The sequence below is a fragment of the Sphingobacterium sp. ML3W genome (genome assembly GCF_029542085.1).
GTDB lineage: Bacteria > Bacteroidota > Bacteroidia > Sphingobacteriales > Sphingobacteriaceae > Sphingobacterium.
Genome location: NZ_CP107036.1, coordinates 3849072 through 3872917, shown reverse-complemented (window position 1 = coordinate 3872917; position 23846 = coordinate 3849072). Strand labels below are relative to the sequence as shown.

The following is a 23846-nucleotide window of genomic DNA, read 5'->3' as shown; positions in this document are numbered from 1 at the left end:
TTGGGGTCTGGTGTTTGACAATGATCAATACTGTTCGTCCCCCAATTCCTTTGCCTATTTTTTCTTTGATGCAATGAAAAAGCAAATTCCATAAAGGCAATCTATTTTTATTTGTCATTATGATTTGGTCGGTGGATGTAAGTTATTTAAACATTTGTTAATGATTGCCTAATATGCGAGGTTTATGTTTGCAGGATAATAGAATAAATTATGAAAAGACTATACAGTGTATTGGGGATTGCTCTTTTGTGTGCTTCCTGCAGCAAGAATGATGTGTCAAAGATTATTGATCCAATTGTCAGTTTAACTTATCCGGATAAGGCTGTAGCCACAGATCCAAAAGTATTGGGTACGGTTGGTGAGGTCAAGGTGTATAATGGTGGGTATGGATCTTCTATGGTTCAGGATCCGAATGATAAAACAGTATTTTATCTTTTGACGGATCGCGGACCAAATATTGATGGTACAGAAAAAAATAGCAAAGTCTTTGCTAACCCGATGTTTACGCCGCAGATCGGTAAATTTCGATTAAAGGATAATGTGTTGGTTTTTGAATCAGCAATTGAATTAAAGAATAAAAATGGTGTAAAATTGAATGGCTTGCCGAACCCTGAGGGTAAAGGTGGTTCGGGAGAGAACGCTTTGGATACGAATGGAAAGGATTTGGGAAAAAGCGAAGACGGCATCGATTCGGAAGGCCTGGCGAGAGCTGCCGATGGCTCTTGGTGGGTAAGTGATGAGTATGGGCCACATATCGTTCACTTTGATGCTTCTGGAAAGGAGATTGAGCGGATCAATCCTTGGACAACAGGAAAGAAATTACCATTGGTATTTGCCAAACGTCGCCCAAATCGTGGGATGGAGGGATTGACCATAACACCAGATGGAAAGACCTTGGTCGGTATTATGCAATTTCCTCTTTATAACCCTTCTAAGGATGCGGTGAAGAATTCTTTTGTCATACGCATTGTCACCATGGATATTGCGACAGGAAATACGAAACAGTATGTGTATATGATGGAAAGAACCGATTTACAGGCAGTAAGTGAGATTGCTGCGGTGTCTAACTCTACTTTTATTGTACTGGAGCGTGATGACAAATACGCAACAGAGGCAACACGTAAGGATGTGTTTAAAAAGATTTATCAGATAGACCTTGCGGGAGCAACGGATATATCTGATGATAAGAATGGTGAAAAGGGAAGACTGTTTGATGATAAGAGCGTTGAAGAGCTAAAAGATGCCACTACTTTGGCTAAATATAATATTAAGCCTGTAACCAAAACTTTGGTGGCTGATTTAATGACGGATATCAAAGAACTGTATCCGCATGACAAAGCCGAAGGATTGGCTGTTATTAATTCGTCTTTAATTGCGGTATGTAACGATGATGATTTTGGCGTTACGGGAGAGGGGATTTATAAATCGAAAATATTACCAGCGATAAACACTGTTGATAAGAATAGCATCTACTTCATTAAATTAAAGACTCCGATAAAGTAATTATTTATTTTAAATTAGATACAAAAACGCCTGTTGATAATTAATATCAGAAGGCGTTTTTGTATTTGATTTAAAAATCTAAAGCATCGACTGCGCCTATTGATTTACTTTCTCATTGCGCAGAAGGATATATTAGATTTTTCAATAGCTAAGCATTTTGTGCGGCTAGGAAATCCTTGCTTTCAAGTTCGGAATAACCCATGAGGTATTCGTCTACTTTTCGTGCACACTCCCGGCCTTCAGAAATCGCCCAGACCACCAAGGATTGTCCTTTACGGCAGTCACCTGCTGTGAAGATATTTTCCACTGAAGTTTGGTAGTCTTTATCGTTTGCCAGGATATTTCCTTTTTCGTCCACACGTACGCCGAGTTGCTCCAATAGTCTTTGCTCGGTATGTTTGTAGCCAATAGCCAATAAAACCAGATCAGCTGGAATTTCCCGAACTTCGGATTCACCCAATCTTGTACGGCGTCCGAATTCATCGACTTCGTATTGAACTTCCTTAATTTTTACCGCTTTGACATGGCCATTTTCGTCATGAACAAACTCTTGTGTTTCCGTTGCCCAAAGACGCTCGCAGCCTTCCTCTTGCGAAGAGGAGGTTCCGAAGGTTACTTTGTCCATCGGCCAGGGATTGTTTCTTAAACGTTCTTTTGCTGGAGTCGGTTTACGGGCGATCTGTGTAATACTCTTGGCACGATGACGGTTGGAGGTACCAATGCAATCCGAACCTGTATCGCCGTCGCCAATCACGACGACATGTTTGTTTGTTGCCAGAATACGCTCTTGATCAATATCAATACCGCTAACTTCTTGATTCTGCTGTTTCAAGAAATCCATGGCAAAGTGTATTCCTTTGGCTTCATGTCCAGGTAGTTGCATGTGCCAAGGTACGGTAGATCCAGTAGCCAATACTACAGCATCATAAGCTTTCAATTCGTAGAAGCTTATGTCTTTTCCGACCTCTGTATTTACTTTAAATTCAATTCCTGACTCTTTCATTAAATTAATCCGGCGGTCGATAACAGACTTTTCCAGTTTGAAATCTGGAATACCATATCGGAGCAAACCACCGACCTGATCGTCACGTTCAAAAACAGTGACGTCATGGCCCGCTTTATTCAGCTGTGCTGCAGCGGCAAGTCCGGCAGGGCCAGAACCAACCACAGCAATACGCTTGCCTGTTTTTAAATAGCTCTTATGGGCTTTAACATAGCCCTTTTTGAATGCTATCTCAATGATATGTTTTTCAATTTCTTCGATTGTGATCGGTGTGCTATGGATTCCAAGCACACAAGCAGATTCGCATGGTGCTGGACATATCCGGCCTGTAAATTCTGGAAAGTTATTGGTTGAGGTCAGGATCTGGTATGCCTCTTCCCATTTTCCGTCATATACCGCATCATTGAATTCAGGAATAACATTGCCCAATGGACAGCCTGAATGGCAAAATGGAATACCGCAATCCATACATCGTGCAGCCTGTTTATTCAGCTCATTCTCAGAATATCCTTTATTAAATTCTTTGAAGTGCTGTACACGGCCTTCAACAGCTTCTTTTGTTGGAAGCACGCGCTCAAATTCTTTAAAACCTGTAATTTTTCCCATGATCTGTGCTTCCTTTTTTATGCTTCAACTAATTTTTGACGAATGACATTTTTGTATTCCCTAGGGAATACTTTTATGAATTTATTTTTTTCCCGGGACCAGTTCTGTAAGATAAAATCTGCTCTACGGCTATTTGTCAACAATACATGGCGTTTCAATAAAGCTATGATCGCTGTTTCATCTTCACTTTCCAATGGATCCAGATCAACCATCTCTAGGTTGCAGTTTTCGCGGAAGTCATCGTTGATATCGTAAATCCACGCAATACCACCGCTCATCCCGGCCGCAAAATTGCGTCCTGTTGCACCAAGGATCAGTGCTCGACCACCTGTCATATATTCACAACCGTGATCACCCACACCCTCGACGACAGCAGTAGCCCCTGAGTTACGTACGGCAAAACGTTCACCAGCTTGTCCATTGACGAATAGGTGTCCTGATGTAGCCCCGAATAATGCCACATTACCAATGATGATATTATCTTCAGGTACAAGGGCACTTTCCGTTACCGGATAAATGGCCAACTGCGCACCCGACAAGCCTTTACCAACGTAGTCATTGGCTTCTCCTTGCAATTCAAAGGAAAGTCCTTTTGTTGAAAACGCACCAAAGCTCTGACCTGCAGATCCCTCAAATTTGAAATTGATGGTGTTATCAGGTAATCCTTCAGATCCGTATAATTTGGAGATCTCATTGGATAGCATTGTTCCGATGGTACGGTCGGTATTTTTTACTTTGAAAGTTCCAAATACAGGTGTCTTGCTTTCCAACGCTAGCTTGGATTGTTTCAATAATCCCCAATCTAAAATCATGGCCATGCCGTGATCTTGCTCCTCTGTATTGTACAGCGATTGTCCTGGTTCATTGCGCTCTACATGTAGGATATCTGTAAAATCGATTTTCTTTGCTTTCCAATGGTCGATATTTTCACGTTTTTTCAGGAACTGCGCACGACCTACCATCTCGTTGATGGTGCGGAAACCAAGGTATGCCATGGTCTCACGTACTTCTTCGGCGAGGAAGGTGAATAGGTTAACGATATCTTCGGGTTTTCCAGAGAAAAGTTTGCGCAATTCAGGATCTTGTGTAGCTACCCCGACGGGGCATGTATTTAAGTGACATTTGCGCATCATGATACAGCCACCAGCCACCAATGCGGCTGTGGAAACACCCCATTCTTCGGCGCCTAATAGTGTTGCAATAACGATATCTCGACCTGTCTTTACCTGACCATCGGCCTGTAAAACAACACGACTACGCAACTTATTTTTTACAAGCGTCTGATGTGCTTCGGCAAGCCCAAGCTCCCAAGGTAGTCCGGCATGTTTGATCGAACTAATTGGTGAAGCTCCTGTTCCTCCGTCAAAACCCGCGATGAGGATAACGTCAGCATGTGCTTTAGCAACACCAGCAGCAATCGTTCCTACACCAGCTTTAGATACCAATTTTACGTTGATCCTAGCTTTGCGGTTGGCATTTTTCAAGTCGAAGATCAACTGTGCCAAATCTTCGATGGAGTAGATGTCATGATGTGGTGGCGGAGAAATCAGACCAACGCCAGGTGTAGAGTGTCTGGTTTTCGCAATCCAGGCATCTACCTTAGGTCCTGGTAATTGACCACCTTCACCCGGTTTTGCACCCTGTGCCATTTTGATCTGTAGCTCGTCCGCTTGTGTCAGGTAATTTGATGTTACCCCAAAACGTGCAGAAGCGACTTGCTTGATTGCCGAACGCATGGAATCACCATTCGGAAGTGGTTGATAGCGCAATTCGTCTTCTCCACCTTCACCTGTGTTTGATTTTGCACCAATGCGATTCATGGCAATGGCAAGGGTACTATGCGCTTCGTGGGAGATAGATCCAAAGGACATCGCTCCGGTAGCAAAGCGTTTTAGTATTTCACTTGCCGGCTCAACTTGCTCCAATGGAATGGAATTGCGATGTTTAGCAAAATCCAATAGTCCACGAAGGGTAAACATATGTTCTTTCTGTTCGTTGATCTTGGTTGCATACTTTTTATACGTGGCATAGTCTCCGGTCCGGCATGCTTGCTGCAATAAGTGAATGGTATCTGGATTCCACAAGTGACCTTCGCCACGACGTTTCCATTGATAGATACCACCTTCCGGCAATAGGTTCTGTGGTGTACGGCTTTTTTCAAATCCACGCCAGTGTTTAGATAAGGCCTCTTTAGCTAGATCATCCAGTGTCATGCCACCGATACGAGATACTGCGCCGCAGAAGAATTTATCAACAACAGATTTGTCGATACCAAGTACTTCAAAGATCTGTGCTCCGTGATAAGATTGTAATGTTGAAATTCCCATTTTGGAGAAAATTTTCAACAGTCCATTGTTAACTGCTTTTACGTAGTTTTTGGATAGCTCGGGCCAGGTAAGTTCGGTATCCAAGGTGTTTTGTTCCTTCATGGTACGAATACTTGCCAGTGCCATATACGGGTTGATCGCTGTGGCACCAAAAGCCAATAGACAGGCGAAGTGGTGTACTTCCCAAGCATCGCCGGCTTCGACAACTAGTCCTACAGCACCACGGTTACCGGTCTTGATCAAGTGGTGGTGGACTGCTGATACGGCAAGCAAAGAAGGGATGGCCGCATGTTTGGAATCTATGGCACGATCCGAAAGTATCAATACCTGAAAACCATCACGTACAGCGTCATCGGCATATCTGCATAGACGCTCTAAACCTGCTTCCAGCGAACCCGGCTTTCCGTCTGAACGGAAATAGGACTGAATGGTTTTTGCCTGAAACAATCCGGTATCAATAGAACGTAATTTTTCAAGTTCTTTGGATGTGAGGATCGGATGAGGTAAGGTCACGCAGTGACAGAATTTTTTGTCCTCGATCAGGATGTTCCCCGCATTACCGATAAAGGTGGCCAAACTCATGACCAAACGCTCGCGAATCGGATCGATAGGTGGGTTGGTTACCTGCGCGAAAAATTGCTTAAAGTAACTTGAGATATGTTGTGGCTGATCAGAAAGAATAGCGAGCGGAACATCCGAACCCATCGAACCAGTTGGTTCGTATCCGGTCAATGCCATTGGCGTCAGGATTGTTTCGAGGTCTTCTCTGGAGAAGCCAAATGTCTTCTGATATTTGAAAACGGATTCTTTGGAAAGATAGGTATAGGTGACACGAGGTTCTTCCAGTTCTTCTAACTTGATTTTATAGTTGTCCAACCAATCACTATAAGGTTGTTGGTTGATCAATTGATCTTTTACTTCATCGTCCGTCAGGATGCGACCTTGTTCCATGTCGACGAGAAATATCTTGCCTGCCTGTTGCCTGCCTTTTTTAATAATGGTAGATTCTTCGATTGGAAGTGCGCCGGCTTCGGAAGCAACTACAACACGATCATCAGAGGTTACAGCATAACGTAATGGTCGTAAACCGTTACGGTCTAGTGTTGCCCCGATATGTTTACCATCAGTAAAACACAGTGCTGCAGGTCCATCCCAAGGTTCCATCAAGGTTGCATGGTACTCGTAGAATGCACGTTTCAATGGATCCATTTGGGTATTACCATCCCATGCCTCAGGTACCAACATCAACATGACGTGTGTCAGGCTACGGCCACTGTGTAAAAGGAGTTCGGCAACATTGTCAAGACAGGCTGAATCCGACTGGCCTCGATCAACGATAGGAAGCAGGATTTCCATTTCGTCTTCGGTGAAATAAGGTGACGAAAGGGCACGCATTCCAGCGTAAAACCAATTGAGGTTACCTGTTAGGGTATTGATTTCACCATTATGAGCCAACATACGGAATGGTTGTGCTAGTGACCAAGAAGGAAAAGTATTGGTCGAGAAGCGTGAGTGTACCAATCCAAATGCGGATACCACACGAGGATCGCGTAAATCAAGGTAATAGGTGCCGACTTGGTATGTTGTTAGTTGACCTTTGTAAATGATAGTTTTGCAAGAAAGTGATGCAAAGTAAAGTGGGAGAGGGTATTCTTGTTGTTGTTTAACTTTTTGAATGATCAGGCGACGTAGAACAAAAAGTTTGCGTTCAAATTCTTCCGTGTTTGAAACTCCATCCGGTCTGCTAACAAAAAACTGGACGATTTCAGGTTCTGCACTGAGCGCTGTTGGTCCAATACCTTCACGATTGACTGGTACTGGACGGTAGCCAAGGAATTTCATACCTCTTTCGGCTGCCGCTTCCTCAATCAAGTCCCGACATATTTTGTTCATGCCTTCTTCTTTAGGAAGAAATACCATTCCTGTTCCATAATAACCCGGTTCCTCTAACTGTATTCCTAAGCTGATACATTCTTCCCATAAAAATTCGTGTGGCAGCTGAATCATGATACCAGCTCCGTCACCACTTTCGGGGTCACAACCACAGGCACCACGATGCTCCATGTTCTCCAACATGGTCAAGGCGTCTTTTACTTGTGCGTGTGATTTATTCCCTTTGATATGGGCGACAAAGCCTACTCCACAGGCGTCATGCTCAAAATTAGGGTCGTAAAGGCCCTCCGTTTTCGGTCTTTGTTGAATCATCTTTCCTTTTCAAATATTATACATTGCTAATATAGGAATAAAAATGAATAAAATTATAAATATTCTAATAAAAATGTGTTTGTTTTGGTTTTATTGTTTCTTTTTGTTGTTTTTGTTATGGATATTGTATTTATTGTTTTATTGTGTAAACACGCTTTTTCGATCCTCGAATAATGCATCATTTGGCGATAAATTTTTATTGGATATGGAAAAAGCATCGTGGGATTGCAATAATATGTATAAATTAGGCAAAGTATTGCACATCGTTGGTGCGCTATCAAAATGACTTAATTTATAGACAATAAGATGAAAATAACTGAAATTGAGATATACCGGCTAAGCATCCCGATGGAACCATTTGTTATCGCAACCGGAACCATGGATTATGCGCAAAATACCTTTATACGTGTACTTACCGATACAACTATTTACGGTGTCGGTGAATGCTCTGCCTTTCCGATGATTGTGGGAGAAACACAGGATACCTGTCTGGTTTTGGCTCGTGATTTTGCCAAGATTTGGAAAGGGAAGGATCCACTGGCAATCGATGAACGATTGGCTGAGCTAGATTTGTATATCGCAGGAAATCGAACGATCAAATCTGCTTTTGATATCGCATTGCATGACTTAGCCGCCAAACATGCGGGTATTCCACTGTATCAGTTTTTGCGTGGAGCTAAACGTGAGATAACAACGGATATGACTCTAGGTATAGCGTCTCCAGCGGAAATGGCTATGAAAGCTAAGCGTCTGCAAGAAGGGGGGGCTGTGATGTTGAAAGTAAAATTGGGCAAGGATCCGAAAACAGATGTGGCTCGTATCCGTGAAATACGTAAAGCGGTAGGATTTGAGATGCCTATTCGGATCGATGCAAATCAAGGTTGGTCCTATGAAGATGCGGTAGAAGCCTTACAGGGGTTAGAACCGTTTAAAATTCAATTTTGTGAGCAGCCTATGCGGACCTGGAATGATGAATTGTTACCTCAGTTGCGCGCAGAGACAATCGTCCCAATTATGGCTGATGAGTCGGTCTATTCGCATCATGATGCCGAACGACTTTGTAAAGCAGATGCTTGCGATTACATCAATATTAAGTTTTCAAAATCAGGGGGGATTCAAGAAGCCTTGAGAATCAATAAAGTTGCTTCGGAGTATGGTATTAACTGTATGATTGGGGGGATGCTGGAGTCTCGTTTAGCATTGGCTGCAAAAGTTCATTTCGCCTATGCGGCTCCCAATGTCAAATTTTTTGATTTAGATACCTGCATGGTTGGTCATCTGGAAGACCCTGTGATTGGGGGGATCCAATATGATGGCTACAAAATCCATATTTCGGATGAACCGGGTATCGGCGCGGATATGGACCAAGTATTTTTGGATCGCTGTGAGCAATGGGTAATTTAACTTTTATAAAGAAGGTATGAATAGTATGAACTGGGGGATAGGTGGCCAAGAGGTTGCCGTCCTTATTGTTATTATCATTTTCTTAGTGGCTGCATATTTCTTCTTTTCGAGATTGCTAAAGAAGTAGAAATAAGACTTAGTATTCTTTTTTTTATTGAAATTCGTTATACAACTTATTTTTCAGTTTAAAAACTGAAAAATAAGTTGTATAACTGAAGAATAAGTTATAGCTTTATGTTATGGAAGAACTAACAAAAAAAGAAGAAGAGGTCATGCAGGTGATCTGGCATCTAAAAGAAGTCTTTGTTAAAGATATCATTGAGCATTTAGACCCAACTAATTCAATTCCCTACAATACAATCTCCTCGATTGTTCGAATACTGGAAAAGAAAGGTTATGTAGGTTATAAGGCTTTTGGAAAGACTTATGAATACTATCCATTGATTTCAAAAATGCAGTATAGAAAATTTTCATTTTCGAGGGTACTGGATAACTACTTCGACGACTCGGTCGAAAATCTTTTGTCTTTTATGGTAAAGGAAAAGAAATTGTCCTCTGGAGATCTACAGAAGATAGAAGAGCTCATCAAAAAGAATGAAGATCATGAATAATTTACTTTACTATCTGCTTGAGGTCAATTGTAGTCTGATGTTGGGTGCGGCACTCTATTTCCTTGTCATCAATCGTCTTTCTTTTTTCCAATGGAACCGCTATTTTTTAATTGGTCTTTGCCTGTTTAGCGTGCTATTGCCCTTTGGCAAGGTCCGTATAGGGGAAATATTCTTTTCTTCGGTAGCAACGGCTTCAGGAATAGGGCAGATCGAACCAGTATTAAATACAGCAAAAATGGACGGAGATCTGATCGCGGAAGAAGAAATGACTGATTCGCTGTGGAGCTCACTTTCGCTTGGTCATTGGCTTGCATATTTCTATGTGTTCGTCACAGTCTTTTTGTTACTGCGTTGTATTGTCCGCTACATGACATTAAGTAGGAAAATTAGGCAGTTAGATCGGTATGAACACGAGGGATTTATTGTCGTAGATCCATTTGATCAATATGTAAACTGTTCTGTACAACATGTTATTGTCATGGAGGAGCGGTTGCTCGACACAGCAGCGGGACAATTAATTTTTGAACATGAGAGCCAACATATTCTATTCAAGCATCGGGTAGATAAATGGGTTATGGAATTCTTCCGTTGTCTTTTCTGGGTGAATCCATTGGTTTATTGGTTGCGCAGGCAATTGTACTTAACACATGAATACCAAGTTGATCGTATTTTGGCTAATAAGTACAGTCAAAGCAGGTATGCTCGTTTTTTACTTGCCTTTTCGCAGGAGGAAAAGCCGATTGGATTGCAGAGCAGTTTGTTTAATAACCAGCATGAGTTGGTTGAACGTATACAGGTAATGATGACTAAACCATCCTCCGCCCGATCAAAATGGAGATACATATTGGCTGTTCCAGTCTTATGTTTTTTACTATTGTTTTATTCGTTTATCAATCCACCGCGGAGCTCGTGGTACTCCATTTTTCATTCCGAAAAAGGAGGAGTTATAAAAACTATTGTCTTAGATCCAGGACATGGAGGAAAAGATGTGGGAGCCACAGCCTTTTCTGGATTGACGGAAAAGGCGTTGACTTGGGAGACTTGTTTGCTTTTGAAGCAGGAATTAGAGCGTAAAGGATATAAAGTGTTACTATCGCGTGCAGGTGACGAGTTTAAAACGTTGAAGGAACGATCCAATTTGGAAGGGGATTTATTTCTTTCCATTCATTTTGATCGCATAGAAACAAAAGAGATGCTCCCGATTCGGATTTTGTACCAATCAGGGGTTACTAATAATGTGCTTGAACAGCATAATCATAGGTTTGCATTTAGCCTAGATCAGAAACTTCAACAAAATGGATTGCAGGTAAGCAGGCCTCAGATTAGTACGAAACACGCTGTTCTACGTAATGCAAAAATACCTGCACTCTTACTTGATCTGGACAATATCAATGCAATAGATAAAAATGTAAAACTTTATTTTGTCCAAAAATTAGCCAATGCAATAGATCAAAGCTTCGATCAATAAATTTTAATGGATAAAACAGCATGAGATTTAGGATACTATTATGGCTATCCCTGGGCTTGCCTTGCCTTTTATTGGCACAGGTAAAGCCGAAGAAAACGGTACAATCGCGGGATAGTGTCATATTGAAACCACTTGGTCTGGAGCCACAAAAAATAGATACGGTTGAAGTAAAGAGAAACACAGTACTTGAACAGCAACTTCTAGATCGTGTACGGATCAACCTTAGAAGCAATCCTGTTTTATTAAATGGGAATACATTTGATGTATTGAATAATATTCCGAGTTTACAGATCGATGAATTAGGGAATCTATCTTTCTTAGGCAAAATGGGTGTGCTAGTTACTGTAGATGGTAAACAAACTCATCTCAATGGGATAGCATTGATAAGTTATCTGAAATCTATACCGGTGACATCAGTCGCTAACATTGATTTAATGTCGATACCGCCAGCAAAATGGAGTGCTGAAGGCTATGCTGGAGTAATTGATATTAGAACAAAAAGGGATGTATTAAAAGGGTTGAAAGGAACTGTATTTTTGGGAGGATCAAAGGGCCAGCTGTGGAAATACAACAATGGTATGCTGATCCAATATGGCACAAAAAAATGGACCATCAACTCGGGGTTTTCAATTGCGCGGTCTTCCAATTATTTCGATGTCACTCGCGAACGTAAATTGGTAGTGGAGGACCATGTGATCAATACAATTACTCAGCATAACCAAGAGCGTAATCATGCATTGGAATTGAATGCACGAATCGGACTTGATTATCGGATAAGCAAGAATTCTTCGATCGAATTGAACTGGAATTTTCTTCAAAATAACTATAAGGAATTAGGGGATTATAAGACCGGTTTTTCCAACGCAGGTGACTTGTTTCAATCCACGTCATCATGGAGTAACCTGCGCAATCCTGTTCATAAAAATAGTGCTAACCTACACTACGATTTTGCAGCTGAAAACAAAAAGACATCAATTCAATGGGATGTCGATTACCTAAAATATACAAGCAATAGGTGGCAAGATCTAATAACAATGATCATGCAGAGAGCTGCACATCAGCGTAAAGATGAGCTATATTCCAACAATCCTTTTGCTGTTGAGCTTTTTGGACTTAAGACCGATTTCCAGCGAAAATTTGAAGAACGATTTGCGCTGGAAGCTGGGTTCCAGCTAAGCCGATCGGCACGTAGCTCACGTGGATATTACAAAAAAGGGAAAACTGACCAAGATCTGCGGGATGCAGACGCACTTGAAAGCGCATTTAGGCAAGTGGAGTATCTCGAAGCACTATATACAGATTTTCAGGTGAAATTAAAACAGTGGGAATTTAAGCTGGGGTTAAGGACTGAATATTCACAATTTCATACTGAAATTAACGATGTGTATGTGGGACAGGGTAAGCGTAAACAAACTTTATATCTTTTCCCAACTTTGTTTGGCATTTACAAAATCAACAAAGAAAATAACAAAGCCATACAAATTGCTTATGGACGAAGGATCGTGCGTCCCAACTATCAGGATCTGAATCCTGCAATATTCTTTTTTGATGCCAATACGAGCTACCAGGGCAATGCTCATTTGGTACCACAACTGACCGATAATATGGAGCTAAAATATGTGTATGGCCAGCGTTGGAATATTGGTGTAACTTTCCTTAACCATCGAAATTATATATCCATGATCCATCAGCTTAATGAAAAGAATTATACACAGATTTATCAAAATATTGAGGCTGTTCGGAGTGCTGCTATTTCCTTGAATGTGGGCCAGGAAATTTTTAGGAACTTAACACTGTACGGTTTTGGCCAGGCCCAATATATCCACTATAAAAATATGCCTGATGAGCTAAATGACCTATCGATTGATCGAAATCTTTGGTCTTTTCAAAGTAATTTGATGATGCAGGTAAAGCTACCACATAAATTGACAATAAATTGGACCAATTCGTATCGGACGAATGTACTTTATGCACAGACAATTATTAAGCCGTTGTACCAAATGCACCTGGCGATCAATAAGCAGTTTTCCAATAATCTCAGTCTGGCTTTAACGGCACGAGATCTGTTTCATACAAATGTGATCAAGCGTGAAATTGCTGGGGAGCGATTCGACATCCGTTCTAAAACAATAAATGATTCACGAATTTTTGGTTTAAATTTCAATTATACATTTGGGCTTTATCAGAAACAAAGAACTAAGAAAACTTCGCTCGAAACGGAAGTTTCAAGAATGTAATTCTATTTATGGTGTTAGCATTCTTTTTACATTTGTTAAAAAATAAGCAGTTAATAGCTGTTTTGGTGGGAGAGGGAACCTGAAATAGATAATATTCAGTACCTTTGCCGTACTTATTATTTTATAAAAGTTAGAAAATATCATGAGTACTCAAAAAGGACCTATTTCTCAATTTATTGAGCATAATTACCGTCACTTTAACGCAGCGGCATTAGTAGATGCTGCAAAAGGTTACGAGGAACATCTTTTGGATGGTGGAAAAATGTTGATCTCTCTTGGAGGAGCAATGTCTACTGCTGAATTGGGTGTTTCTTTGGCAGAAATGATCCGTCAAGATAAAGTACATTTTATTTCTTGTACTGGTGCTAATTTGGAGGAGGATGTGATGAACCTAGTTGCTCACTCACATTACAAAAGAATACCAAATTATAGAGATTTGACAGCGGAACAAGAAAGAGAATTATTGGATAATCACTACAACCGTGTAACAGATACCTGTATTCCAGAAGAAGAAGCTTTCCGTCGTTTGCAGAAACATCTTGAAGATGTGTGGCATGCCGCAGAAGCGAAAGGCGAGCGTTACTTACCACATGAATTCTTATATCAAGTAGTTAATTCTGGTGTATTGGAACAATATTATGAAATTGATCCAAAAGACTCATGGATTGTTGCTGCTGCTGAGAAAAATTTGCCGATTGTATGTCCGGGATGGGAAGACTCGACTACAGGTAATATCTTCGCGTCAAATGTGATCAAAGGTAAATTGAAAGCAAACACCGTTAAATCAGGTATTGAGTACATGATTTATTTGACTGAATGGTATCGTAACAATTCCGCCGGTAAAGGCGTAGGTTTCTTCCAGATTGCGGGTGGTATTTCCGGTGATTTCCCAATCTGTGTGGTTCCGATGATGTATCAGGATCTGGAGTGGGAAGAAGTACCTTTCTGGGCTTATTTCTGTCAAATTTCTGATTCAACTACTTCTTATGGTTCGTACTCTGGAGCAGTTCCAAATGAAAAAATCACTTGGGGTAAATTGGATATTGATACGCCTAAATTTATCGTAGAATCTGATGCTACAATCGTAGCACCTTTGATTTTCTCTTATATCTTAGGACATTAATCTTTTCGATATACGAAAGGGAGTGAGGAACGAAGAATTTGTCTCAGGCAATTTCTTTATTCTTTACTCCCTTTTTCTTTTACTCTTTTCTTGCTTATCTTTACTTTCTACTATTTCCTTTTCAAACAATGAGCAATTTAACAACAGATAATCCTGTCGCCCTACAAGCCTTGATGGATGAGACGATTTTTGCCAATGGCTTTGATTTTCAATCAGAGCTGGAAGCTGTGTCTAAAGCAAAGGATACAGAATATGTCGCTGTTGGAATTCCTGCTACTGATCAGCTAGCTAAACCAGCGACGATAGAAAAAAGCAACGAATCAAGTGTTGTAGGTAATGAAAAAGATTCTGTTGGAGTTGTCAATGCCCTTGAAGTATTAGGTGGAGAGTTTATTTATCAGGGTAGCAAAGATCAGGGAATCCTTTTTATCCTGCACTATGCACAATATCCTTATTTCTCTCCAGCAGCACTCGAAGCATTTGAAAAAACGATTGGCGCCCTAAAATTAACGAAGGAAACTGTTGCGGTGGTTAATTTGGCCAATACGCATAATCCGAACGACTTTAAACAGATTATGCAATTTTTTCAACCGACGAAGATTATTCTATTAGGTGTGGAACCTGCATCGTTGAAACTTCCACCAATCGAACATAATTCCTATATGAAGGGGCGCATAGCAACGGTGTTCAATACCTTCAGTTTTGAAGAGATGTTTGCCGATGTCAATAAAAAGAAACTGTTCTGGAACGAGTTTAAAACATTTATTGTTTCTTAAATTATATTGGGTGGCTAGGTTATACATTGGGATTCAAGAGGCAATGTAGGCTCTCAAATCCCTTGTAGTTATCCTGTTATTTAATCTTCTTTGTTATAAATTTCGCGAGGGATTTTCCCGTTTTTGCATAACCTTCAGCTATTCGGTCATTTGTATTTGGTATTCCAACAAAATCAAAATCGCCCGGTGCTTTTTCGCTGTTGATTTCAAGAAGTACATTAGAAGGATTAGCTGTTTCAATAAATTTTAATAGGGTGCTAACTTTTGCATGCTGTTTCATTACACCTGCAAACCACCCCGGATAAATCCATGTCGTTTGAACTATTAATGTATATGGAGCTGACTCGTTCTTGCCGGTGACGATATCACAGTTTTTGTTCATCGATGCAAAAAACTTATTTGGAAACGCCGTAGATTTTGAATAATCCCAGTCATTTTTCCAATTTTCAGCCTCAGCTGTACCTTTATTGGAGCTGATGTCTTTGTTTCGCTTTTCTAAATAATCATTTTCGGACATCTTTTCATTATAAAAGGTCATGGGAGCATAATCAAATATAACATTCAATTCCTGCTGTCCTTTTAAGAAATCGAAATTTCCTGTAATGACTTTCATTTTTTGTGCAAATAAGGTGTAAGGTGCCACTAGCATTAGAATAAACAGTACTTTTACGACTGTAGAGAACTTTTTCATTATTTTTTTATTGGGTTAATATTTGCCAAATATAAGTTTATTTATGCTTATCTATATCCTAAATGCTTATTTTTGCTCATTGTGATCCAACAGGCGGATAGTGAAATGAGGAACAAACTATTAGCTGGGGGGAGATAACAAATGAACTTTTAAATTTGAAGAGGATGCTAGAACTTGTATTTGCAACAAATAATGCCCATAAATTGGAGGAGGTCCAAGCAATAGTGGGGGATGCTTTTGTTATCAAAAGTTTGAACGATATCGATTGTCAGGATGATATCCCAGAAACTGGAGTTACATTTGAGGAAAATGCACAGCAGAAAACGGATTATTTGGTTAACAAATATGGACTTTATTGTTTTGGTGATGACTCAGGTCTCGAAATAGATGCATTAAATGGCGAGCCTGGAGTTTATTCGGCACGTTACTCGGGCTCAAGGGATATGGAAAAGAATATTGACCTGGTGCTAGAACGATTAGGAGATACCCCAAACCGTACAGCTAGATTCAAAACCGTCATTTCTTTATACCTGAATGAACAACAACATTTTTTTGAGGGAAGTATCGAGGGAAAGATCACTAAAGGGCGTAGAGGAGTGGATGGATTTGGGTATGATCCGATTTTTATTCCAAATGGGTACGATACAACTTTTGCGGAGATGAGTGCTGAAGAAAAGAACGCGATCAGTCACCGTGCGATTGCCGTAGGCAAGCTTGCCACTTATTTGAAAACTAAATAATACCGAGATAAGGTTTGGTCGATTAACTTTATCTTGTATACGGACTATTTTACCTCTTTCTTTTTGGAGGTTTGAGTACTATCTTGTGCTCGTATTACTGCTGGTTTTAGATTCGTTGAATCCTGTTTAACAGTTTTTTTATCGGCCATGGGAGCAGTGTCCTTTTTTACTGATTTAGCTGTTGTTGCTTCAGGTTTGGCTGTTTTAGCATTACCATTTGTCTTGTCTGTAATAACCTTCGCTCCAGATTTAGTATCGCTGGCCTTTTTTTGAAGGTTTTCCCTATCTTCTTTAGGCTTGGATTTCATTTTTCCGTTTTCTTCTGTCTCCTTCTCTGTCGGAGCGGTGAAAGAAGACTTGGAAAGATCACGTTTCCTATTTAATAGATCATCTTTGGATTTAGGACGATCCTCAGGACGCCATGTAAAGTTTGGTAAAAATTCCTTGTCCGCTGTAACTTCAGCAATCGGATAGACTTTTCCATCGACTTTTCGGATAGAAACATATTCTTGAAGTTTATTGTTCTCCATCAGAATTTTGAAACGGCTGCTTCGGTCATGAACGAGTTCTGTCGTTATATTGGTTTTCTCATCGATGTTATAGAAGATATTTTCAGCATTCCCATCAACAAAGAGGCGCTCCATACGGTTATTGGTAAAGAAACTGGTGATTTTTCGTCCTTTAATCTGATTAAATTTCAATGAATCACTAGTAGCATTGACCATAAATGCATTTCCAACCAATAGGGAGTTATCCAGTTTCTGATTTTTCACCTGTAGGAATATTGTATCGCCCGATATCTGCGAATTCTCAGCCCACATCATCGGTTTTCCCATTAACCTAAACATCGAATCTTGCATGCCATAATACATCGAATCAGCAACGGCTTGTAGGTCGGATTTAAATAGTCGCGCATTATAGTAGGCTTTTAGAATCCTTGTTTTAGCAGTATCTTGGGATAGGGAATCTCTTTTTCCTTCTTGTGCATTTTTTAGTGCTGCACCCATAATCTTATCCGATTCCCCGCCTTTAGGAATGATTGCTTTTTTACGCAAGACACTATCGGCCTTCAGGTTTCTTTCAATTTCGATACGATTTTGATCCCCCGCTATTACCGGTTGTTTTTTCGGAATATTCTGCCTGTTGGTTGTAACCGTATCTGGTAATTTCTTGCCCACCTTGTCAAGGACTGGTTTCTTGATTTCCTTATCGTGCAAACTATCTATGCCTTTCTTAAGACTATCTGCTGCTTGTTGTAGGGTATTGGTTGAATCTACATCCGAAGAAATGGAATCTTTATCGCCATAATCGACCTCATCGTCTTCTTCGATGGCTCCCCCTTCACGGTTTAATTTAAAATCTCGGGCAACATAATTTCGACGGAAGATCATTTGGGAGAATAGGGTATCAGCAGTCATAAAGACAGAGTCCATTTCGGCGTTTTCCTTTAAATTTTCATCCTTTCCGATGATATTTTTATTTTCCGTTAAGCTCTTTTTAGAATCCTTATTAGCAACAATTTCAGTTTTATTGTTTTTTTCCTTGTCCTTCTGCTCTTCTTTTTCAGCTTTCTTTAATTCCTTGGCTTCTTTTTTTAGCTCTTTTTCGGACTTTTGCTGCACCGCCGAGAAGGATGAGACAGAATCTTTTTTGGTGGAATCTTTCTTTACCACCGAAACAACCAGAGGTTTATCGGTCATGGTGATGGATTCGTTTTTCCCATTATAGAGTCCATATCCACCATAAGCATAGAATTTATCCAGCGTATCTACAAAGACAACGTTTTTCACGGCCTTGCCGATACCGACTTGTCTGTCATAGAAAAGGCTGTCCCCCTTAAGGAATTTAGTGCCTTCTGTATATAGGTTGTTTTTTGAAAAATAAGCCTGACCAGTTGCCATATGATAACGACCTTTTTCAGTATATAGATTTTCACCCTTGTTTCCTTTCATATTTGTAGGGCCGTAGAAATCCGTTATCCGGGTGTTGCCATTGTATTTCATGGAGTCTGTATAGACTTTAACATTGGTTGATCGGACAACAACTTTTTGATTAAAATAGGATTCCCCGGTATTTTCGAAATAAGTCGCGCGTTGACTGGTGATGGTGTCACTTCCGGAGAGAATCCGTCCACCACTATAATAGTTTCCAATTTTACTACGCATGTTATAAACCAAATGGTCGGTGGTCAATATCGATCCACTGGTACTGACCATACGGACAGCTCCCGTCAATGTGGCTAACTGCATGGCCGCTTCATAATGCAGTTTATTGGAAAATATCTGTGTGCCATCAGGTTGGGTGATGATTACATTTCCATACGCTTCAAAGAATTGACGACCTAGTTTATCATTATGTAAATACCCACTGTCAGACGATAGCGTCGAACCAACATGCTCATAAACTGGACGATAGAAAACAACGTTACCGTTTTTTCCAGTAATAATATGCGACGAAGAAAGTAACTTTAATTCGTCCTGTTTCTGCGCTTGGACCGTCAAGGCAGTTAAAATTAATACAATAAGGGTAAAAATGTATTGTCTCACAAGGGCAAAAATATGGATTTTAATTGCTACTTTATTGGATTTCACAAATTTTAAGATCTGAATTTGTCATTCGGACAAAATATACCGTAACTTTGTTACATGAATGTGCTGGAAAGATTAAAGGGATATATTGAAAAGGAGCATTTAATGATGCCTCATGACAAAATATTGCTTACAGTAAGTGGTGGGAAAGATTCGATGTTGATGGCACATTTATTTGCAAAAGCGGGCTTTAGGATCGCTATTGCACACTGTAACTTTCAGTTGCGTGGGGAGGACTCTGAGTTGGATGAAGCCTTGGTTAGAAAGTTTGCTTCTGATAATGGAATTCCAATATTTGTCAATCAATTTGATACTAAGACCTATGCCAAGGAAAACCAAATTTCTATCCAGATGGCTGCACGTGAACTCCGTTATACCTGGTTTGAGCAGCTTAGGGAGGAACTTCAGTTTGACCGAATTGCTGTGGCCCAACACCTCAATGATCACATTGAAACCGTACTGTTAAATCTTTCACGTGGAACTGGATTACAAGGTCTTCAGGGAATTTTACCCTTAAGAGATCGTATCATTAGACCACTTTTATTTCTCAAAGCAAGTGAAATTGAATATTACGTTCAGGAATATGCTATTGCTTATCGGGATGATCAATCTAACTTTTCGACAAAGTATGCTCGCAATAAGATACGAATAGATATTATTCCTCATTTCAAAAAACTACAACCTGATTTTGAACAGATTTTTGAACAGAATATTACACACTTTAAGGAATCATATCTCTTGTTACAACAATTTGTCGAACCCATTCGTAACAAACTTTTTCAGACAGCAGGCGATGGTTGGGTAGTACGTAAGGAGGACCTGGAAGAATATTTGAATAATTTACCTTTATTATACGAATTGTTCTCTGGTTTTAATTTTTCAAAAGCAGTGTTAAGTGATTTGCAACAGGCTTGGGCCAAGGAATCAGGTCGTATTTTTCAATCGGATTGTTACAATATGCTTTTGGATAGAAATGAACTTTTTATCAGAGAAAAGGAATTTATATCTTCGGACGAAGCAATAATCACCTCGGAAACATCAACCGTAGAGTGGAAGCATTATTGTTTCCATGCTGGGGTATCTACCGAGCTTACCATCACCAACAATAAAGAGATCGCAAAACTCGATTACGATCTGCTTGTCTTTCCTTTAACAATTCGTTCATGGAAGGTCGGGGATAGTTTTTATCCTTTAGGCATGGAAGGTCGGAAAAAATTGAGCGATTTTTTCATCAATAAAAAAATCAGCTTATTCGAAAAGGAAAATATTCCCATTGTGGTGAACGGTAATGGCGATATCCTTTGGCTAGCCAATTATCGTATGGATAATCGTTATAAGATTACCAGCAATACAAAAAAAGTCCTTACTTTAGTCTGTAAATGTGATTAAGGCTTAAGGCTACTATCCCAATACTAATAAAAGAAATGAAAGAAGGTGTACTCTATTCGGAAAATCAATATTTAGGACGTGACCGTGTTTGGATAAGCGTGCGTTTGGTACTTGTGCTATTCTGCTTTACGGCATTTTATCTAAACTTGGATCATTTGATCTCCAGTCAATTGTTTTTCATCGTCGGAGTTGGGATTATTATTACATCTATTGTGATGATGTATATGGTCTTGTTTCGAATTGAGGTATTTCAGGATCATATCTTGATCAGCGGTCTTTGGTCAACGCGAGTTGTGAAAATTGATCTGGCCTCCATCTCGAAGGTTGAAAAGGCTCCTTATAGTACATTCTTTTTTAATAATCCTGTTTATAATCTGCATACCAAAGGAAAGATTAAGTTTTTTGCGGGGGGGAAAAATGCTGTATATCTAACAGATAAAGATGGATTAACTTATGTGTTGGGGACTCAACGGCAAGAAGAGCTATACCGCACCATCATGGACACAAAAGGGAAATTGGGAAAGTCTTAAAATTTGTTAATATTTCTTATCTGACAATTTAAAGACAACAGTTTATCGAGTTATTGGTTAAATTTGAGAAAATAGCAACGAATTAACTATGGCATTTTTAAAATTTATACTTATTACAGTCGCTGTTTACTTTGTAGTAAGATTCTTATTCAAATTATTTTTACCGTTTGCGATGCGCAAAGCAGCTGAAAAGTTGATGAAAAAGGCGCAGGAACAGGGGGGAGCATATAGCGGACAGGGACAAGGTGGTGCTTTCTATTACGAATTCACTGGTCAAGGACAACAAGAAAATAAAAGATCCCAATCAGAGGGTAAAATTCAGGTTGACTATATTCCACCAAAGGAAACTCCAGAGCGTAAGGGGACAGAAACAGCTGGTGAGTTTGTCGATTTTGAGGAAATAAAATAATTTTTAGCGATCCAAATAGCGTATCTTTGTGGCTATGTGGCTCAAGCAACTTTCTGTTCTAAATTTCAAGAATTACTCAGAATCTTCTTTGGAATTTCTCCCTGAAGTAAATGCTTTTACAGGGAATAATGGTGTTGGTAAAACCAATCTATTGGATGCGATCCACTACTTATCACTTTGTAAGAGCTATTTTAATCCTATTGATTCGCAACATATCAAATCCGGTAATGATTGGTTTATGGTGCAGGGAGAATTTGATAAGGAATCGAATAGTGATGTTATTTCCTGTAGCCTAAAAAAGAATCAAAAAAAACAGTTTAAAAAAAATAAAAAAGATTATCCGCGATTGGCTGATCATATCGGACTTTTCCCTTTGGTCATGATATCACCCAATGATAGTGTAATCGTTACAGATGGCAGCGAAGAACGCCGAAAGTTTGTGGATAATGTGATTTCACAAACTGACAATAAATACCTAGATACCTTAATTATCTACAATAAGTTTCTGACCCAACGAAATAGCGTGCTGAAGCAAGCCCGTCAGACCAATATCTTGGATCTAGGCTTAATCGAAATTCTTAACTTTCAACTGGAGGAAGTCGGCAATATTATCTTTGAAAAGAGAAGATCATTTATGGCAGAGTTCCAACCAGAATTTGATCGACACTATCAATTCCTGACCGAAGATGCTGAATCGGTCCAACTACAGTATGAATCTCCTTTAATGTTAGATTCTTTCTTGAATATTTTGGAGAAGAACCTTGAGCGTGACCGTATGCTGGAACGCACCAGTCAGGGAATTCATAAGGATGATCTGATATTTACTATTCATGGTGGAATGCCACTGAAAAAATTTGGTTCACAGGGCCAACAAAAATCATTTCTCATTGCTTTAAAACTTGCTCAATATTCTTATCTACAACAGAAAAAGGGATTCAAACCTTTGCTGCTCTTGGATGATATTTTTGATAAGCTCGACGATCGTCGTACCCATAAATTAATGCAGATGGTCTCTGAGGATGATTTTGGGCAAATTTTTCTAACGGATACAGATTCGAAAAGAATTCAACGAATCTTTAACGAAATCAACCGCCCTGTTCGTATATTTGGTATCGAAGGAGGACAAGTGAATGTATAAGAAGCAACCAACGAAAAAGAGCCTAGAATTTATTCGGTCAAGCGATGATATGACCATTAAGCAGGGGGTAGAACGCCTCCTTGAAGCTTACAAGCTGCGTCGAAAATTTGATGAGACCTCAATCGCTTCGGTATGGCCTCAGTTGATTGGTAAAGCAATTGCCAACCGTACGCAACAGCTTTATGTGCGAGACAAAAAGTTATTTGTGCGTGTGGAGTCTGCCGTCATTAAAAACGAACTGGCATTAATGCGTCGGCAAATCCTCGGAAGGGTAAACGAGTATGTAGGACACGTCATCATCGAAGAAGTCGTGATCTTGTAGTTTGCTTTCGTAGCTATGTTTAATCAATTGTTTGAAAACCTATTTCCTCTTCCCAAAACCACTCAAGAAAAATTGTTCGCAAGTTTCGAACAAATTAAACTCAAAAGAGGAGATTATCTTATCAAAGAAGGAGACTATTCTTCCAATTTATTTGTTATTGAATCAGGACTGATTCGTCAATATGCATGGAGTAAAAAAGGAGAATTTACACAGTGGATCGGTACTGCTAATCATTTTGTTACAGATCTCTCTTCTTTTATTTTTGATACCCCTTCTAAATGGAATTTTCAATGTATCAGTGACTGTCATTTGTACCGTTTATCAAAGTTAGATTATCAAAAGATGGAATCTGAGGTTATTGAATGGAATAAATTTGAAAAGGCATTTTTAGCAAAATGTTTCGGAGCGATGGAGCAACGAATTTCAGATTTTATTTGTTTGACAGCGGAAGAACGTTATCAACAGTATTTTGAGCAACATAAATTCCTATTCCATCAAGTATCACTTCAATATATTGCCTCGGTTTTGGGTATGAGCCCCGAAACACTCAGTCGTATCCGCGCAAAAATGAGTTCTTGATAAAAGTCAAGAGCTGTCTCCATTTTGTATCCTAGTTTTGTTTTATCTCCAATAGTAAGTGAGGGGCCTTTGCGCTTTGAATTGGGCGAGAATTTCTGTAATAAGGTATTCAATCTGAAAATGCCTTGTGCACACTCGTTTTCTGGAGTAATTCAATCCAATGAATCCATCTTGGGTATAGCAACCAATAAAGGCCA

The 23846-nt window shown here is 39.7% G+C and carries 18 protein-coding genes; 14 read left to right on the top strand and 4 right to left on the bottom strand.

The window, feature by feature from the left end; genetic code table 11:
• The first annotated feature begins 210 nt into the window (after nt 1–210).
• On the top strand, nt 211–1503 hold the full coding sequence (locus OGI71_RS16430; RefSeq protein ID WP_282250353.1) for an esterase-like activity of phytase family protein: 1293 nt from the start codon (nt 211–213) through the stop codon (nt 1501–1503).
• A gap of 148 nt (nt 1504–1651) precedes the next feature.
• Here OGI71_RS16430 and OGI71_RS16425 read toward each other — a convergent pair whose 3' ends face one another.
• Both OGI71_RS16425 and gltB read right to left on the bottom strand, forming a co-directional pair.
• Nucleotides 1652–3112, bottom strand: coding sequence for a glutamate synthase subunit beta (locus OGI71_RS16425; protein WP_282250352.1), 1461 nt, complete (start codon nt 3110–3112; stop codon nt 1652–1654).
• Between the two features lie 17 nt (nt 3113–3129).
• Nucleotides 3130–7644, bottom strand: a complete 4515-nt coding sequence (gene gltB / locus OGI71_RS16420; protein ID WP_282250351.1) for a glutamate synthase large subunit — start codon at nt 7642–7644, stop codon at nt 3130–3132.
• Nucleotides 7645–7950: 306 nt separating this feature from the next.
• On the opposite strand from gltB, the gene OGI71_RS16415 reads away from it, so the two are divergent.
• The 6 genes from OGI71_RS16415 (at nt 7951) to OGI71_RS16390 (ending at nt 15263) form a co-directional block, all read left to right on the top strand.
• Nucleotides 7951–9048 carry a dipeptide epimerase gene (locus tag OGI71_RS16415; protein ID WP_282250350.1) on the top strand — a complete coding sequence of 366 codons (1098 nt, stop codon included), beginning with the start codon at nt 7951–7953 and terminating at the stop codon, nt 9046–9048.
• Nucleotides 9049–9287: 239 nt separating this feature from the next.
• Nucleotides 9288–9659 (top strand): BlaI/MecI/CopY family transcriptional regulator, encoded by a 372-nt coding sequence (locus tag OGI71_RS16410; protein WP_282250349.1) that lies wholly within the window; start codon nt 9288–9290, stop codon nt 9657–9659.
• Nucleotides 9652–11127 carry an N-acetylmuramoyl-L-alanine amidase gene (locus OGI71_RS16405; protein WP_282250348.1) on the top strand — a complete coding sequence of 492 codons (1476 nt, stop codon included), beginning with the start codon at nt 9652–9654 and terminating at the stop codon, nt 11125–11127. Before OGI71_RS16410 ends, OGI71_RS16405 begins: the two co-directional genes overlap by 8 nt.
• Before the next feature lie 20 nt (nt 11128–11147).
• On the top strand, nt 11148–13364 hold the full coding sequence (locus OGI71_RS16400) for an outer membrane beta-barrel protein (RefSeq protein WP_282250347.1): 2217 nt from the start codon (nt 11148–11150) through the stop codon (nt 13362–13364).
• A gap of 142 nt (nt 13365–13506) precedes the next feature.
• Nucleotides 13507–14487, top strand: a complete 981-nt coding sequence (locus OGI71_RS16395; protein WP_282250346.1) for a deoxyhypusine synthase family protein — start codon at nt 13507–13509, stop codon at nt 14485–14487.
• A 128-nt stretch (nt 14488–14615) separates the two neighbouring features.
• Nucleotides 14616–15263 carry a hypothetical protein gene (locus OGI71_RS16390; RefSeq protein ID WP_282250345.1) on the top strand — a complete coding sequence of 216 codons (648 nt, stop codon included), beginning with the start codon at nt 14616–14618 and terminating at the stop codon, nt 15261–15263.
• Nucleotides 15264–15339: 76 nt separating this feature from the next.
• Here the strand turns inward: OGI71_RS16390 and OGI71_RS16385 are convergent, their stop codons facing one another.
• Entirely contained in the window at nt 15340–15954 is a 615-nt protein-coding gene (locus OGI71_RS16385; RefSeq protein ID WP_282250344.1) for a hypothetical protein, read from the bottom strand.
• A 164-nt stretch (nt 15955–16118) separates the two neighbouring features.
• Between OGI71_RS16385 and OGI71_RS16380 the strand changes: the two genes are divergently transcribed.
• Nucleotides 16119–16694 (top strand): non-canonical purine NTP diphosphatase, encoded by a 576-nt coding sequence (locus OGI71_RS16380; RefSeq protein WP_282250343.1) that lies wholly within the window; start codon nt 16119–16121, stop codon nt 16692–16694.
• Between the two features lie 44 nt (nt 16695–16738).
• Here the strand turns inward: OGI71_RS16380 and OGI71_RS16375 are convergent, their stop codons facing one another.
• A complete protein-coding gene (locus OGI71_RS16375) occupies nt 16739–19240 on the bottom strand; it encodes an OstA-like protein (RefSeq protein ID WP_282250342.1) in 2502 nt (833 codons plus the stop codon).
• A gap of 99 nt (nt 19241–19339) precedes the next feature.
• Here OGI71_RS16375 and tilS point away from each other — a divergent pair, with 99 nt between their 5' ends.
• From tilS to OGI71_RS16345, 6 genes are all read left to right on the top strand, one after another.
• On the top strand, nt 19340–20671 hold the full coding sequence (gene tilS / locus OGI71_RS16370) for a tRNA lysidine(34) synthetase TilS (protein ID WP_282250341.1): 1332 nt from the start codon (nt 19340–19342) through the stop codon (nt 20669–20671).
• 35 nt (nt 20672–20706) lie between these two features.
• Nucleotides 20707–21201, top strand: coding sequence for a hypothetical protein (locus OGI71_RS16365; RefSeq protein WP_282250340.1), 495 nt, complete (start codon nt 20707–20709; stop codon nt 21199–21201).
• Nucleotides 21202–21289: 88 nt separating this feature from the next.
• Entirely contained in the window at nt 21290–21610 is a 321-nt protein-coding gene (locus OGI71_RS16360) for a DUF4834 family protein (RefSeq protein ID WP_282250339.1), read from the top strand.
• A gap of 34 nt (nt 21611–21644) precedes the next feature.
• On the top strand, nt 21645–22748 hold the full coding sequence (recF, locus tag OGI71_RS16355) for a DNA replication and repair protein RecF (RefSeq protein ID WP_282250338.1): 1104 nt from the start codon (nt 21645–21647) through the stop codon (nt 22746–22748).
• Nucleotides 22741–23070, top strand: a complete 330-nt coding sequence (locus OGI71_RS16350) for a DUF721 domain-containing protein (protein WP_077437878.1) — start codon at nt 22741–22743, stop codon at nt 23068–23070. The genes recF and OGI71_RS16350 overlap by 8 nt, the downstream gene beginning before the upstream one ends.
• A gap of 15 nt (nt 23071–23085) precedes the next feature.
• A complete protein-coding gene (locus tag OGI71_RS16345) occupies nt 23086–23649 on the top strand; it encodes a Crp/Fnr family transcriptional regulator (RefSeq protein WP_282250337.1) in 564 nt (187 codons plus the stop codon).
• Nucleotides 23650–23846 lie beyond the last annotated feature (197 nt).

Bases quoted from the DNA above. Each gene is read 5' to 3' on its own strand.
- OGI71_RS16380 (WP_282250343.1), top strand. From the start codon at position 16,119: ATGCTAGAACTTGTATTTGCAACAAATAATGCCCATAAATTGGAGGAG.
- OGI71_RS16345 (WP_282250337.1), top strand. From the start codon at position 23,086: ATGTTTAATCAATTGTTTGAAAACCTATTTCCTCTTCCCAAAACCACT.
- OGI71_RS16400 (WP_282250347.1), top strand. From the start codon at position 11,148: ATGAGATTTAGGATACTATTATGGCTATCCCTGGGCTTGCCTTGCCTT.
- OGI71_RS16385 (WP_282250344.1), bottom strand. From the start codon at position 15,954: ATGAAAAAGTTCTCTACAGTCGTAAAAGTACTGTTTATTCTAATGCTA.
- gltB (WP_282250351.1), bottom strand. From the start codon at position 7,644: ATGATTCAACAAAGACCGAAAACGGAGGGCCTTTACGACCCTAATTTT.
- OGI71_RS16430 (WP_282250353.1), top strand. From the start codon at position 211: ATGAAAAGACTATACAGTGTATTGGGGATTGCTCTTTTGTGTGCTTCC.
- OGI71_RS16405 (WP_282250348.1), top strand. From the start codon at position 9,652: ATGAATAATTTACTTTACTATCTGCTTGAGGTCAATTGTAGTCTGATG.
- OGI71_RS16390 (WP_282250345.1), top strand. From the start codon at position 14,616: ATGAGCAATTTAACAACAGATAATCCTGTCGCCCTACAAGCCTTGATG.
- OGI71_RS16425 (WP_282250352.1), bottom strand. From the start codon at position 3,112: ATGGGAAAAATTACAGGTTTTAAAGAATTTGAGCGCGTGCTTCCAACA.
- tilS (WP_282250341.1), top strand. From the start codon at position 19,340: ATGAATGTGCTGGAAAGATTAAAGGGATATATTGAAAAGGAGCATTTA.
- OGI71_RS16360 (WP_282250339.1), top strand. From the start codon at position 21,290: ATGGCATTTTTAAAATTTATACTTATTACAGTCGCTGTTTACTTTGTA.
- OGI71_RS16350 (WP_077437878.1), top strand. From the start codon at position 22,741: ATGTATAAGAAGCAACCAACGAAAAAGAGCCTAGAATTTATTCGGTCA.
- OGI71_RS16415 (WP_282250350.1), top strand. From the start codon at position 7,951: ATGAAAATAACTGAAATTGAGATATACCGGCTAAGCATCCCGATGGAA.
- OGI71_RS16395 (WP_282250346.1), top strand. From the start codon at position 13,507: ATGAGTACTCAAAAAGGACCTATTTCTCAATTTATTGAGCATAATTAC.
- recF (WP_282250338.1), top strand. From the start codon at position 21,645: ATGTGGCTCAAGCAACTTTCTGTTCTAAATTTCAAGAATTACTCAGAA.
- OGI71_RS16410 (WP_282250349.1), top strand. From the start codon at position 9,288: ATGGAAGAACTAACAAAAAAAGAAGAAGAGGTCATGCAGGTGATCTGG.
- OGI71_RS16365 (WP_282250340.1), top strand. From the start codon at position 20,707: ATGAAAGAAGGTGTACTCTATTCGGAAAATCAATATTTAGGACGTGAC.